The sequence below is a fragment of the Sorangium sp. So ce185 genome, assembly GCF_051526825.1.
Lineage (GTDB): Bacteria > Myxococcota_A > Polyangia > Polyangiales > Polyangiaceae > Sorangium > Sorangium cellulosum_D.
In genome coordinates this window covers 8,566,510-8,581,002 of the sequence record NZ_CP150316.1, presented here as the reverse complement: position 1 = coordinate 8,581,002, position 14,493 = coordinate 8,566,510, and the positions used below count along the sequence as shown (strand labels likewise).

The window sequence follows — 14,493 nt, the reverse complement described above, 5'->3', positions numbered from 1 at the left end:
CCGCGGTGAGGGGCGCAGCGACCGGAGCACACCCGAGAGGTCGGTGGCCCTTCGCGGGGGCTAGCGGGGCGGGGGAGGATCAGGACGTCGGGGCGCGCGGCGACGTGGTCGCCCGCGACGAGCACCTCCGCTGGCAGCGGCTCACGCAGTTCCGCTTGCACGCGACGACGGAACCAACGTAAGGCTCGCCGAACCTCGCCTCCCAGAGGGCGGCCGTGGTGACGAACATCGCCTGGAGCACCGGCTCCTCCTCGCGTGTCCCGCCGAACCCGCCGTCGTGATCGAGGATATCGCCGAACAGCCTCATGCAGTCGGCGACATAGGCCTTCGGGTGGAGCATGTGAAGGTGCCAGATGCGGTCGATGCGTTTGGTGGGCGCGATCGGGATCTCCGGGTGTTCCTTCGCGAGGAGAAGGAAGTGCTCATAATCTCTGACGTCGGCCGCCAGCTCGTCCTCGGGGGTGGACTGGAGCTCTTCCGAACGAAGGGCGGCCCGGACGAGGTCCACGCTGATGATGTCTTTCATGATCGTCTCCTCTCGGCGCTCGCTTGCGCCGCCCTGGATGATGCGGCCCCGAGCGCGTGGTGCAACGGGATGCAACTGCAACGCATCACCATGTCGATGCACAATTGATGCGTACGGTTGCGGAGAGGGAGCGACTGTCGTAGCCTCGTCAACGTGCTTAACGTTCCGAAGGCCCTCGCCGCCACGAAGAGGTCCGACCGTGCCCTGGGCGCCGAGGTGCTCGCCGCTTGGAAGGCGCGCGAGCCTGGGCGCACGAGCTTCCCTCAAGGGGAGGCCATCGGTGTGAAGCTCGGCCTGCTGCGGAAGGGCGACGTGAAATGGTGGAGGAATCATCCGCTCGCCCTCGAGGTGCTCGCGGAGATCCTGGCCTGCCGACCCGAGGAGATCGTGCCCGCGGACGACGCTGTGACGGGCGCCATCCCGATCTCCGCCTTCGAGGAGCTGGAGCCGATCCTCCCTGGGCAGGACGCGTGTGGGCTTCGGGACGACGGGGCGTGGCTCGGCGCGATGGCAGAGTCCCTCTTCCGCTCCAAGGCCCGGGCCTGGGTCGTCGCGCCGGCCGGCTCGGGCAAGACGCTCGCGCTGGCTGTGCTGCGACAGCGCCACGGCACCCGCGTCGCGGCCGTCCAGTGCCGCCGGCTCGCCGATGCGACCCGGCACGCGAAAGCCGGCGTCCCGCTGATCGTCGAGATCGCCGAGGCGGACCCGGCCACGGACGAAGGCGCGCTCCAGGAGCTCGGCAAGGCGCCGATCCACGTGTGCGTGCTCTCTCCGTACGCTCGGCAGGTCGTCCATGGCGCGAGCCGGTTGTCCTGGAGCGACATCCCGTGGGCGCCGAGCGGCGACTGGCGGGAGCGGCTCCTCAAATGGGCCAACGCTCGGGCGCCGAAGCCGGATGACCTCGATGTCGAAGAGGTCCTGCACTGGCTCAAGCTCGTCGACCCCGCGGAGCGCCTCTTCGCGACGCCCTGCGATGTGCTCGCGATCGCGGCTCGGGCCTATCGAGCGGAGCTTCCAAGGGCCGGTGAGCTTCGCGAGCTTTCGCGGGAGAGCATCGGAAGGCTCCTCGGCGCGAGCGAGGACGCGTGGCTCCGGAGATTCGGGCTCAGCGCTGCCGAATCCCTTCTCAAAGCCCGGCTCGAGGTGGTTGATCACCCCCTAGGTCCACTGCCGCTGACCGTGTGGGCGCGGTTGCTCCCGGCCGATCTGTCGCCTGCGCCGCGGAGCTCCCCGGCGAAGGCGCCGAGATCGAAGGTGCGCGTCGAGGACGACATCGACCGGCCGCCGGCGATCCAGGCGGTTCACCTGCTCGCCGACGCTGGCGTGCTCCGAACGACAGAGACCGGTCAGCTCGACTTCTCCTCCTGGGTTCGCGCAGGCGTCGAGCGCGACCTGATCGAGAGCGCCGTGAAGGCGCCCGGCCTCGACTGGGCGCTCTGGGCGATCGAGCCGACGCGCCGCGCGGCGGTGGACGATGCCCTGGACGCGTCGCCCCCTGCGACGCTCCTGCGGGCGGTGCGGAGAGCCCTCGCCGCGGACGCGGAGGAGCTGCGCACCGTCGCGGCGATCGAGGCGCTGTTCTCGGCGGTCTCGCGGAAGCTCGCGGGGCCGTGGCGGCCCGCGAACGAGATGATGGGCGACCTTCAGAGCCTCGGGCTTCGGCAGCTCCAGCTCGTTCGGCAGCTCCCGGAGGGCTTTACCTTTCCGAACTCACCCCCCCTCACGCGGCAGGGGATCGCGCCTCGCACCAGCGACACGGAGGCGTGGATCGCGGAGGCGTGGACATTCAGCTTCGCGATCACGCCGCCCGAGCGCGACGTCGATGCCGGATGGATCCTCCCCGGATGGTCGCGATCGCTGCAGCTGACGGACGCTCCGATGTGGTTTCCCCCGTCCAGTCCTGACCGGCGCTGGCTCGCTACGACGAGGAGAGCGCTGCGGGCCTGTACGGACTCCGAGCTCCCGGCAAAGATTTCCTACGCCCTTTTCCCTGCGGTGATTCTGGATGGGCCGAGCCGGGGCTGGACGCTCTCGAAGGAGCAGAGATCCCGCGTCTTGTTCGATGTCGATCAGCTCCTCGGGGACGTCGCCGAGAGCGAGCCGGCCGAGGTACGGCGCCAGCTCTCCCTGACGGTGTGGGAGTGCGCGCTCGACGAGGCGCGGCAGGATCCTTCGGTGGCGCTCGCCGTGCTCGCTCGGGTCGCGCCCAGGCTGCATGGCGTGGTTCTCGCGCAGCTCCCCGTCGAGGTGTTCGCCGCGTCCATCATGGCTGCGCCGGCGGGGACCATGCGCGACGAGCAGGTCCTGGGCCGCCTGCCTCCGCGCCTTCACCGGCCGACCCTGTCGGCCCTCGTCGCTCGGCTGGAGCGTGAACAGGGGCCCGTGCGCGGCATCGAGCCTCTGCTGGAGGGGCTCGGCGAGGAGCACCTCGATCTCCTCGTCGGATTTGCCGCACATGGATACAGCGCAGGTTACGCTGCCGCCCGTCGCGTATGGGCGCTCGCCCCGGAGACGGCGTTCGACGAAGCGCGAAGGGCCGTCGCCTCGACCCGGAAGCGCGCTCGGGTGTGGTTCGACACGGCGCCCATGGAGCGGTGTTTGGACCTGCTCGCGGTGCTGCAGGCCATCCAGGGTGCTCCACCATCCTGGTGTGCGCCCTGGCTCGCCGCCGTCTTGCCTCGAGCAGGTCACGCAGCGCCCGCCGTATTCGCCCTCCTCCGGAGCATCACCTGAGCTCGGAGAGGGACGTCCTGCAGGCATGGCTGCCGCGACGTCGTGCCGAGGCGAGGGACGCTCCGACCGCGCCGACGCCCCGGCGCTCGCCACCCCGCGTGCCACGCGAGCCGCCGCGATGGCCAGCCGAGCCCTCGCGCCAGCCCGCCAGCAGGCTTATCGCTGCAGCTGCGCGACGAGATCCTCGAGCCGATCGTAGCTGAGGGCCGCGCCGTGCTCCATGCCGGACGCGATGACCGCGTCGCGCACTTCCTTGGACGGATAGCGCGTCGTGGTCGTGACGCGCGTCTTGCCGCCCTCCTCGGTGAAGACCGATGTCACGAGCGAGATGGTGTCCGGAAACATCTCGAAGATCTCGGTGTACACGAGCCGGCTCGGCGGCGAGATCTCCTTGTATTCGCCGTGGAAGGCGGCCTCGCCGTGGGGGTGGCGGTTCACGAAGCGCCACGCGCCGCCCGGGCGAAGGTCGATCTCGCAGACGGACACCCCGTAGCCCTCGCCCAGGCAGCCCCACCACCGCTTCACGTGCTCGGGCCTCGTCATCGCCTCGAACACGAGGTGCCTCGGCGCGTTGAACAGGCGCGTCATGTGGATCTCCTGCTCCGATGGCGTCGTGACCTGGAAGCTGTCCTTGTTTGCTGCGCTGGTTGCGACCATGACTCTTCTCCTCCTGCGCTGACCATCCCTGAACGTGGTGCGCCGCACGCAGATTGGGCGGCACCCGTATCTAACCGAAAGGTTAATTAACCTGTGGGTTAAGTACATCGCCGCACCGTGCTTGTCAAGGCGGAGGAACGCCGAGCGCGGCGTGCCGGAAATCGGTCTCGATCGTGGGGAATCGTGCAGCGCGAGAGGGATGGAGCTCGCCATCCCGGAGGGCGGGCGCGCTGGCCCGGGGTCGGGCCGGCGCCCATCGCCTGGTCGAGGAGGCCGCCGCCTATCTCGAGGCGCGCGGGGACGGCGACTCTCGCTCTTCCTCTGCGGTCGCGCTCTCCCCCGCCGTAAGGAGCGCCCGGGCCGCGCGCTCCGCCTCCGGCGCCGTCAGGCCGTGCGCCGCGCCGGCCCGCGCCACCGCCCGCCGGAACCTCGCCCGGGCGTTCCTGTGCTCCACGCTGATGAGCACCAGGCTCAGGATCGCGAGCCCGGCGCTCGCGCCCGGGCTCGGCACCGACCACGCCAGACACCCGATCGCCACCGTCAGCAGCACGCTGCACAGCACCATCGACTCGCCCAGCGCGCGCGACCCGTCCGCCATGGCCTGCGCCAGCGCCCGCGCCGCCCCCGGCTGGACCTCCTCGCCGCCCTCGCGGCCGTCCTCCAGGGCCGCGCCCGCGTCCGGCTCGCTCGACGTCGACCCGCTCCCCGCCGGCGGCAACGCGGCCGCCCCGGCGACCAGACCCCCCGCGCCGGGCCGGCCCTCCGCTCCCGCGTCCATCCTCGTGCTCGGGCTCCACGTCGACATGCTCTGCTCCCTTGCTCCGACGCCTCCGCCGCGCGGAGCGCCTCTGACCTTCGTCCGTGGCTCGGTCCACCGGTCCAGGCCGGGCGCGCGGCGCCGAGCCGCCCGCGCGCCCCGCCGCCCCGCGCTCACGACGCGCCCGCCGGCGCCTCCGGCCGGAGCAGCGGCGACGGCGGCTGCTGCCTCCGCGCCTCGAACACGCTCGCCCTCGCCGCGGGCTCGTCCAGCGACTCCAGCGCCTCGGCCACGGTCGAGAACACCCGGCCGCCGATGAACGCCTGGAGGAGCCCCGCCTCCTGCAGCCGATCCGCCACCCGATCCGACGCCCGCGACAGGAGCGCCCGCGTCCCCTGCTCGCGCAGCTTCCCGAGCAACGCCCGGAACGCCTCGATGCCCGTGCAGTCGATGAGCGGCACCCCGGCGAGATCGAACACGAGGTGCCGCGGCAGCGGCCCCCCCTCGGCCAGCGACCGGATCTCCGTGTGCGACGCGAAGAAGATCGGCCCCTCCACCCGCACCACCGCGACGGGCGGCGTCGGCCCGAGCGACCGGCGCGCCGGCAGCTCGAGCAGCCGCGGCATCTCCTCCGGCTCGTCGGTCGCCGTCACCAGCGACACGTCCACCCGCCGCTGCATGTGGGCGAAATGCACGAGCGACAGCACAAGGCCCATCAGCACCCCGCCGACGAAGTCGGTCGCGACGATCGACGCGGCCGTCGCCACGAACACGAACGCCTCGAACCGCGAGACCCGCCACATGAGCCGCACCTGCTGCCAGTTGATCAGCCGGTAGCCGACCACGAGCAGGATGCCGGCGAGCCCCGCGAGCGGCAGCCGCTCCACGAACGGCCGCGCCAGGTACAGGAGCCCGAGCAGCGTCACCGACTGCGTGAGCGCCGCGAGCCGCGTCGTCGCCCCGCACTGGAGCGCCGCCGACGACCGCACGATCGCGCCCGCGACCGGCATCCCGCCGATCATCGAGCTCACCATGTTGGCCACCCCCTGCGCCATCAGCTCCTGCTCGCTCGAGTGGCGCTTCGCGTTGCTCTGCGCGTCGATCGCCACCGCCGACAGCAGCGAGTCGATCGACGCGAGCAGCGCCAGCGCGATCGCCTCGGGCAAGATCGCGATGAGCTCGAGGCGGTCGAACGCCGGCAGCGAGGGCGCGGGGAACGACGCCGAGATGGGCCCGACCGACGCCGTGCCGACGCCGAGCGCGCTCACGGCGAGGATCGCCGCCCCGAGGCCGATGAGCCCGCCAGGGAGCCGCCGGTGCAGCTTCGGCAAGAGCACCGTCGCCGCGACGACCAGCGCGCCGATGCCGACGGCGAACGGATCGATGTGCGCGAGCCAGCCCGTCCCCGGCAGCGAGGACACGAGCCGCATCTCCGCCGGCAGGCCCAGGAGCCGCGGGAGCTGCGAGTTGAAGACCAGGAGACCGACCGCGGCCATGAAGCCGCCGATCACCGAGACGGGGATCATGTGGATGAGCCGCCCCACCCGCGCGACCCCCATGAGCACCTGGAGGACGCCGCACAGGAACGTCGCGCATAACAGCCCGTGCGGCCCGTGCCGCTGCAAGATCTCGAAGGTCAGCGGCACCAGCGCCACCTCGGGCCCCGTGACCTGCAGCCGTGATCCGCCGAAGAGCGCCGCGATCACGCCGGTCACCGCGCCCGTGATGAGCCCGGCGCTCGCGGGTAATCCGCACGCCAGCGCGAGCGCGAGGTTCAGCGGCAGCGCCACGAAGGCCACGGTCAGCCCGCTCAGCAGGTTGTCCGCGAGGCTCCTGGGAGCGACCATCTCCTTCCAGGAGGTCACCGTGTCTGCCCACATCGAACGCCAGAAGTTCGGTTGGGCCGTCGTTGTCAGAGTAGGCGAGGGGGTCATGGGGCGCGCCGCAATTCACGCGATGTGCCAGGCCCGCGCCTCGCCGGAATCCCGCGTCCCCGCGCGCCGCCGCCGCCCGGCGTCTGGATCCGCCGACACTCGCTTGGGGGGCCCGGCCGACGCTGTCGGCGGTCTCCCACAGGGGCGCTCCTGACGTCCCGTGTCCTCGAAAAAGTGTGGAATGTCGGCGGCTCGTGCGTTCGATGACGCGCGAGATCATAGTCGGGGTCTCGCATGCGCCTCTTGACCCGACTCGTGCTGTCTCACACCGCCCCGGTGCTCGTGATGCTGGTCGCCCTCGGCGTGGTCCTCGGGTCGCTCGCCCAGATCACCTCGTCGCTGCAGAACCTCTTGAGCGACGAGACCGAGGAGCTCCGGCGCGAGGCGGCGCTCCACCACGCCGCCTGGGCGATGGGGCTCGCGATGCGGCGCGGTCAGGAGGCGTGCTCGCGCGGCGCTTCGTGGGACGAGGTCGCCCCGATCCTCCGCACGCGGATCGCCGCGCTGAAGGCGGAGACCGGCGACCCCGCCTTGCTCACGTCCGACCCGATGCTCCCGTCGATCGACGGCCACCTCCAGCTCGCGCAGGGCGCGCTCGACGGCGGCACGTGCGGCCACCTCACCGACCCCGACGTCCAGCACGAGCGCGTGCGCCTCGACGAGCAGCTCACGGACGCGTGGGTCATGCGCATCGGCGAGCTCCAGGACCGCGTCCGCTCCAAGGAGGAGGACGCCCGCGGCGCCAGCGCCTCGGCGCTCTCGAACGGCCTCGCCATCTCCATCGCCGCCTGCGTGGTCGCCGCGCTCCTCGCGCACCGGATCGCGCGCACCGTCACCGAGCCGCTGGCGGCCATCGCCACGCAGGCGCAGCGCCTCGGCAAGGGCCAGTTCGACGCGGCCGCCGAGGTGCGCGGCCCCGCCGAGGTGCGCGACCTCGCCCTGGAGATCGAGACCATGCGCAGGCGCCTCGCCGAGATCGAGACGCTCAAGCAGGGCTTCCTCGCCTCCGTCTCCCACGAGCTGCGCACACCGCTCACGAAGATCCGCGAGGCCATCTCCCTGCTCGAGGACGGCGTCGGCGGGGGCGCGCTGAGCGAGCGCCAGACCCGCATCCTCCACATCGCCCGCGTCGCCTGCGAGCGCGAGATCCGCATGGTGACCACCCTGCTCGACCTCTCCCGCCTCAGCGCCGGCTCCCCCATCCGCCTCCAGGACGGCTCCTCCATCGACGATCTGATCCGCAGCGCCGTGCGCGACGAGGAGGCGGAGGCGCGCGAGCGCGGCGTCACCATCGAGGTCGAGACGCCGGGCGACGTCCCCCCGTGCAGCCTGGATGTGGCCCTGGTCGAGCGCGCCGTCGCGAACCTGGTGCGCAACGCGACCTCCGTCTCCAAGCCCGGCCAGCAGGTGCTCGTGCGGCGCGAGCTGGTCGAGGACACGAAGGGCGGCCGGCCCGGCCGACGGGTGATGATCAGCGTCACCGATCAGGGCCCGGGCGTCCCCGGGGAGATCCGGCAGTCGCTCTTCGAGGAGTTCAAGACGCAGCCGGTCGCGAACTCCCCGAAGCGCGTCGGCATCGGCCTCGGCCTGGCCCTCTCCCGCAAGATCGCCCGCGCCCACGGCGGCGATCTGGAGCTCGACGACCACGCCGCGAGCGCCGCCGGCGCGGGCCAGGACGCCCGCGCCGCGGGGGCCACCTTCCGCCTCTGGCTGCCGCTCTCGACCGAGCGCTCTTCCGAGCAAGCCCCCGCTGCGCTACACCCCGTCCCCGCGGTTCCATGAGCCCTGCCCGAAAGCCCCACGTGGTCATCGTCGACGACGAGCCGCACCTCTGCGAGTTGCTCGCCTTCCGCCTCGAGCACCACGGCTACCGGGTCACCACGGAGCTGACCGGCGCCGGGGGCATCGCCGCCCTCTCCCGCGAGCCCGTCGACGCGATGATCGTCGACCTCCGCCTCGACGACTGCGACGGGCTCGACGTGCTCAGCGAGGTGCAGAAGCGCTCCCCCGACGTGCCCGTGGTCATCCTCACGGCCCACGGCACCATCGAGATCGCCGTCGAGGCGATGAGGCGCGGCGCGTACGGCTTCCTCACGAAGCCGTTCCACGACCTCGATCTGCTCCAGAAGCTCGCGCACGCGGTCGAGAGCAGCTCGCTCCGCCGCGAGGTCGCCGGCCTGCGCCGCATCATCGGCGCCCAGAGCGACGAGCTGCGCCTGCTCGGGACGAGCGACCGCATCGCCGCCGTCCGCGAGATCATCTCCCGCGTCGCCCCCACCGACGCCACCGTCCTCCTGCTCGGCGAGTCCGGCACCGGCAAGGAGCTCGCGGCGCGCTCGCTCCACGCCCTCTCGCAGCGCCGCGGCAAGCCGTTCGTCGCGGTCAACTGCAGCGCCCTGCCGGCCGAGCTCCTGGAGAGCGAGCTGTTCGGCTACGTGCGCGGCGCGTTCACCGGCGCCACGCGCGACAAGGAGGGCCTCTTCGCCTCCGCCAACGGGGGCACCCTCCTGCTCGACGAGATCGGCGACGCCCCTCCCGCGGTCCAGGTGAAGCTCCTCCGGGTGCTGCAGGAGCGCCGCATCACCCGCGTCGGCTCGCTCAACGAGGAGGAGGTCGACGTCCGCGTCGTCGCCGCGACCAACCGCGATCTCCTCACCGAGGTCCGCGACGGCCGCTTCCGCGAGGATCTCTTCTATCGCCTGCACGTCGTCCCCATCGTCATGCCCCCGCTCCGCGAGCGGGTGGAGGACATCCCCCTGCTCTGCGAGGTGTTCCTCTCCCGCGCCGCGGCCCGCCACGGCCTCTCCGAGCCCAAGCTCTCCCCCGAGGCCCTGCGCGTGCTCCTCGCGCACCCCTGGCCCGGCAACGTCCGCGAGCTCGCCAACGTCATGGAAGGCGCCGTCCTGCTCTGTCGCGGCGAGCGCCTGCGGCCGCAGGACCTCAGCACCCTCCTCGTCCCCCCCGCCCGCAAGCTCGACGGCTGGTCGAGCGGCGCGGAGCCCGAGGACGCCGAGACCCCGGCCATCCCGGACGCCGCGGGCGAGATCCTGTCGGTGGCCTTCGGCGACCCCGGCTCGGCGCTCCCGTCGCTCAAGGAGGCGCGCGACACGTTCGAGCGCGCCTACCTGGTCGAGGTGCTCCGCCGCGCCAACGGCAACGTCAGCGCCGCCGCGAAGCTCTCCGGCAGGAACCGGACGGACTTCTACGACCTCCTCCGCAAGCACGGCCTCTCCTCCGCCAGCTTCAAGGAGTGACGCCCTCGGCGGACGTGGCGCGCGGCGCGCCGGGCGGCGCTGCTATCGGGGCGTGTCGTCGCCGGCCGGGTGATCGATGAGGTAACGCCAGGTCCCGTCAGGCTGCCTTCGCACCACCTCCGCCGAGCGCGCCGTCTCGGTGACCTCCTCTCCGTCGGGGCCGACGAACGACAGGCGCCATTCGCCCTGCAGCAGGGCGATGTCCCCGGCCTGCATGCAGTAGTTGTTCTTCGACGCCATGCGGCCTCGCAGCGCGAGGAGGGCGCCGATCGCCTCCCGGATGGCGGGCGCGCCGGCGGCGCGCTGGCCCGGCGCCGGCGCCAGCACGGCCCCGGGCTCGTAGAGCGCCATGATCCGGTCGAGATCGCCGGAGTTGAAGGCATCGGCGAAGATCGCGTTCATCTGCTGGGGTTCCTTGACGTCCATGCGTGACCTCCAGCGCTGACCGTGGCCCCCAGAGGCCGTGGCGTCCATGCACGAATCTTCAATTCACTCGTGCGCCGGCGGCGATGGACATGCAGGGCTCGTGTCGAGCGGTCCACAGCGCCTCTGACGAACTCATCAGGTAAAGCGCGCGGGGACCCCGCGACGCGGCGGCGCCGGAGGCCGGGCCCTGGGGGGTGTGGTACAAGCGAACGGTCGCCATGACGGGACTGCGCGCGAGCCACCTCGATCGGAGCGGGGAGCGGAGGCCGGCATGAGCCGGGCCGAGGCGGCGAGCGCCGGAGACGGGCTGGACCCGGCCGGCGCCGCGCTCTCGGGCGGCGGGGAGATGGGGGCGCTGATCCGCTCCATCGACTGGTCGCGGACGGCGCTCGGCCCCGTCGAGGCGTGGCCCCAGTCGCTGCGCACCGCGCTCTCCATCCTGCTCTCGTCCGAGCACCCCATGTTCCTCTGGTGGGGCCGAGAGCTGATCCAGTTCTACAACGACGGCTACCGCCCCATCCTCGGCTCCAAGAAGCACCCGGCCGCCATGGGCCAGGCGGGGCGCGCGTGCTGGAAGGAGATCTGGGACGTCATCGAGCCGATGATCGAGAAGGTCTTCGCCGGAGGGGCCACGTACCTCCGGGACGGCCTGCTCATCCTCGATCGGAACGGCTTCCTGGAAGAGTGCTATTTCAACTACGGCTACAGCCCGATCCGGGATGAGCGAGGCGCTGTCGCGGGCGTCTTCGTGGCGTGCTCCGAGAGCACCGGGCTCATCCTCGGGCAGCGCCGGCTGAAGCTCCTCGCGGCGCTCGGCGCGAGGGTGGCCGACGCCAAGAACGTCGAGGACGCCTGTCGGGTCATGATGGACACCGTGGCGGAGGCCGGGCGCGACCTGCCGTTCGCGCTGCTCTACCTCGCCGACGAGGGCGGCGCGCAGGCCCGGCTCGCGGCGACCGCCGGGCTCGACCCGGGCCACGCCGCCGCGCCGGCGACGGTGAGCCTCGACGCCGCCGGCGGCGCGGTGTGGCCGCTGCATCGCGCGCTGCGCGAGGACGCGGAGGTGGATCTCGCCGAGCTGCCCGCGGGCGTCGGCCCCCTCCCGGGCGGGCCGTGGCCGGACGCCGCGCGCCGGGCGGTGGTGCTGCCGCTCCCCCGCGCCGGCGCCGGCGGGCGGCCGGCCGGGTTCCTCGTCGCCGGCGTCAGCCCCCGGCTCGTGCTGGACGACGACTACCGCGCCTTCCTGCGGCTCGTGGCCGGCCACTGCGCGACGGCGATCCAGAACGCCCGGGCCAGCGAGGAGGAGCAGCGCCGGCTGCAGGCGCTCGCCGAGCTGGACCGCGCGAAGACGGCGTTCTTCAGCAACGTCAGCCACGAGTTCCGGACGCCGCTGACGCTGATCCTCGGGCCCGTGGAGGACGGCCTCTCGGACGCCGAGCAGCCTTTGCCTCCGCGGCAGCGCGAGCGCCTCGCGATCGTCCACCGCAACAGCCTCCGGCTCCTCCGGCTCGTCAACACGCTGCTCGACTTCTCGCGCATCGAGGCGGGCCGCATCCAGGCGAGCTACCAGCCGACCGAGCTCGGCGCCTTCACCGCGGACCTGGCGAGCTCGTTCCGCTCGCTCCTGGAGCGGGCCGGCCTCTCCCTCACGGTGGACTGCCCGCCGCTCGCCGAGCCGGCCTACGTCGACCGGGAGCTCTGGGAGAAGATCGTCCTCAACCTCGTCTCGAACGCCTTCAAGTTCACCTTCGCGGGGGGCGTCCGGGTCTCGCTCGAGGCGGCGGGCGGGCGGGCCGTCCTGTCGGTCGCGGACACCGGCACCGGCATCCCGGAGGCCGAGCTGCCGCACGTGTTCGACCGGTTCCACCGCGTCGAGGGGGCCAGCGGCCGCAGCTACGAGGGCAGCGGCATCGGCCTCGCCTTGGTGCAGGAGCTGGCGAAGCTCCACGGCGGCGCCGTGGCCGTGGAGAGCCGCCTGGGCGAGGGCAGCCGCTTCACGGTGTCCGTCCCGCTCGGCAAGGCGCACCTGCCCGAGGACCGCGTCGCGCGGGCCTCGCCGCCGGCCGCGGGGGGGCGGGACGCCGCGCCCTTCCTCGACGAGGCCGCGCAGTGGCTCCGCGGCGAGCAGGCGCCGGCGTCCCGGCCGGCGGGCGAGGGGCCGGGTAGGAAGCTGCCGGGGCGCGTCCTCGTCGCCGACGACAACGCGGACATGCGCGAGTACGCGCTGCGGCTGCTCGCGGCGGAGGGGTGGACGGTGGAGGCCGCGACCGACGGTCAAGCTGCCCTGGAGCGCGCCCGCGCCCACCCGCCGGATCTCGTGCTCACCGACGTGATGATGCCGCGGCTCGACGGCTTCGGCCTGCTCAGGGCGCTGCGCGCCGACGAGCGCACCCGCGGCGTGGCCGTGGTGATGCTCTCCGCGCGCGCGGGCGAGGAGGCGCGCGTCGACAGCCTCGAGGCCGGCGCCGACGACTTCCTCGTGAAGCCGTTCTCCGCGAAGGAGCTCCTCGCGCGGGTCCGCGTCCACGTGGAGCTCGCGCGCCGCCGGCGCGAGGCCGAGGGGCAGCGCCAGTACCTGAACGACCTCTTCATGCAAGCTCCCGGGCCCATCGCCATCCTCCGCGGGCCGGAGCACGTCTTCGAGGTGGTCAACCCGCTCTACCAGCGGCTCGTCGGCGGTCGAGCGCTCGTGGGCGAGCCCATCCGGGCCGCCCTGCCCGAGCTCGATGGACAGGGCATCTGGGAGCTCCTCGACGCCGTGGTCCGCACCGGCGAGCCCATCGTCGGCAAGGAGCTCCCGGTGCGGCTCGACCGCCGGGGCGACGGCACGACGGAGGAGGTCTTCTTCAACTTCGTCTACCAGCCGATGCGCGATCGCGACGGGGCGATCGAGGGCGTCCTCGTGTTCGCGTTCGACGTGACCGACCAGGTGAGCGCCCGGAGGCGCGTGGAGGCGCTCGTCGAGGCGCTCAAGCTCGCCGATCAGCGCAAGGACGAGTTCCTCGCGATGCTCGCGCACGAGCTCCGGAACCCGATGGCCTCGATCAGCCTGTCGCTGACGCTGCTCGACGACGTGGACGGCGACGGGCCCACGTCGGCGCGCTTCCGGGAGATCGCGCGGCGGCAGATGGGCCACCTCGTGCGGCTGGTGGACGATCTGCTCGACGTGTCGCGCATCACGCGGGGCACGGTGGAGCTGCGCCTCGGGGACGTCGATCTCGCGGCCGTGGTGCAGGACGCCGCTGCCGCGGCGAGGCCGGCCCTCGAGGCCCGGCGCCATGCGCTCTCGGTGTCGGTGGGGCCCGGGGGCTTCGGCATGCGGGCCGACGCGACGCGGCTGGAGCAGGTGGTGACGAACCTCCTGACCAACGCCGCGAAGTACACCCCGCCGGGGGGCTCGATCTCGGTGCGCCTCACGCGCGAGGCGGCGGGCGGCGCGCCCGAGGCCGCGGTGCTGCGGGTGCGCGACACGGGCCGCGGCATCCCGCCGGCGATGCTCGAGAAGGTGTTCGATCTGTTCACGCAGGTCGACCAGACGATCGACCGGCGCACGGGCGGGCTGGGGCTCGGGCTCACGCTGGTGCGTCGGCTCCTGGAGCTGCACGGCGGCAGCGTGATCGCGGCGAGCGCCGGGCCGGACCAGGGCAGCGAGTTCACCGTGCGCCTGCCGCTCGGCCCGGGCGCGGCGCCGCAGCCTGCGCCGAGCGCCGGGCCGCTCGCGCCGCGCGACGAGCCGCAACCGGCGCCGCGCGAGGGGCCGCCGCCGCATCCGGCGCAGCGCGCCGAGGCGCCGGAGGCGGCGGCCGACCGGCGCCGGGTGCTCGTCGTGGAGGACGCGGAGGACGTGCGCCGGGTGATGCGGGCGTACATCGAGGCGCTGGGGCACGAGGTGGCGGTGGCGGCGGATGGGCTGGAGGGCGTGACGAAGCTGCTGGAGCTGCGCCCCGAGGTGGCCTTCGTGGACATCGGCCTGCCCGGCATCGACGGCTACGAGGTCGCCCGGCGGGCGCGGGCCGCGCCGGGCGGCGAAGCGCTCTACCTGGTGGCGCTCTCGGGGTACGGCGGGACCGACGATCAGGCCAGGTCCAGGCGGGCCGGCTTCGACCTGCACCTGATCAAGCCCGTGGGCGGCGCCACGCTGCAGGACGTGCTCACCGCGCCGCGCACGTAGCCGCGCGGCGTACGTGACGTGGGACGCGACAGGAG

9 protein-coding genes are annotated in these 14,493 nt (G+C 72.9%); 4 read left to right on the top strand and 5 right to left on the bottom strand.

Annotated features, from left to right (window positions below):
• Positions 1–79: 79 nt before the first annotated feature.
• Positions 80–526, bottom strand: coding sequence for a glycine-rich domain-containing protein (locus tag WMF26_RS31385; RefSeq protein ID WP_437995695.1), 447 nt, complete (start codon positions 524–526; stop codon positions 80–82).
• 153 nt (positions 527–679) lie between these two features.
• Between WMF26_RS31385 and WMF26_RS31380 the strand changes: the two genes are divergently transcribed.
• On the top strand, positions 680–3,259 hold the full coding sequence (locus WMF26_RS31380; protein ID WP_437995694.1) for a hypothetical protein: 2,580 nt from the start codon (positions 680–682) through the stop codon (positions 3,257–3,259).
• A 156-nt stretch (positions 3,260–3,415) separates the two neighbouring features.
• Here WMF26_RS31380 and WMF26_RS31375 read toward each other — a convergent pair whose 3' ends face one another.
• The 3 genes from WMF26_RS31375 to WMF26_RS31365 form a co-directional block, all read right to left on the bottom strand.
• Positions 3,416–3,916, bottom strand: coding sequence for an SRPBCC family protein (locus tag WMF26_RS31375; RefSeq protein ID WP_437995693.1), 501 nt, complete (start codon positions 3,914–3,916; stop codon positions 3,416–3,418).
• Positions 3,917–4,196: 280 nt separating this feature from the next.
• A complete protein-coding gene (locus tag WMF26_RS31370; RefSeq protein WP_437995692.1) occupies positions 4,197–4,721 on the bottom strand; it encodes a hypothetical protein in 525 nt (174 codons plus the stop codon).
• Between the two features lie 125 nt (positions 4,722–4,846).
• Positions 4,847–6,538 (bottom strand): SulP family inorganic anion transporter, encoded by a 1,692-nt coding sequence (locus WMF26_RS31365; protein ID WP_437995691.1) that lies wholly within the window; start codon positions 6,536–6,538, stop codon positions 4,847–4,849.
• Positions 6,539–6,850: 312 nt separating this feature from the next.
• On the opposite strand from WMF26_RS31365, the gene WMF26_RS31360 reads away from it, so the two are divergent.
• Positions 6,851–8,389 carry a HAMP domain-containing sensor histidine kinase gene (locus tag WMF26_RS31360; protein WP_437995690.1) on the top strand — a complete coding sequence of 513 codons (1,539 nt, stop codon included), beginning with the start codon at positions 6,851–6,853 and terminating at the stop codon, positions 8,387–8,389.
• Positions 8,386–9,861: a sigma-54-dependent transcriptional regulator gene (locus tag WMF26_RS31355; RefSeq protein ID WP_437995689.1), complete on the top strand. Its 1,476-nt coding sequence runs from the start codon at positions 8,386–8,388 to the stop codon at positions 9,859–9,861. The genes WMF26_RS31360 and WMF26_RS31355 overlap by 4 nt, the downstream gene beginning before the upstream one ends.
• A 42-nt stretch (positions 9,862–9,903) precedes the next feature.
• Here WMF26_RS31355 and WMF26_RS31350 read toward each other — a convergent pair whose 3' ends face one another.
• Positions 9,904–10,287: a YybH family protein gene (locus tag WMF26_RS31350; protein ID WP_437995688.1), complete on the bottom strand. Its 384-nt coding sequence runs from the start codon at positions 10,285–10,287 to the stop codon at positions 9,904–9,906.
• A gap of 271 nt (positions 10,288–10,558) precedes the next feature.
• Here WMF26_RS31350 and WMF26_RS31345 point away from each other — a divergent pair, with 271 nt between their 5' ends.
• Complete coding sequence (locus WMF26_RS31345) at positions 10,559–14,458, top strand: ATP-binding protein (protein ID WP_437995687.1); 3,900 nt, start codon at positions 10,559–10,561, stop codon at positions 14,456–14,458.
• The last annotated feature ends 35 nt before the right edge of the window (positions 14,459–14,493 follow it).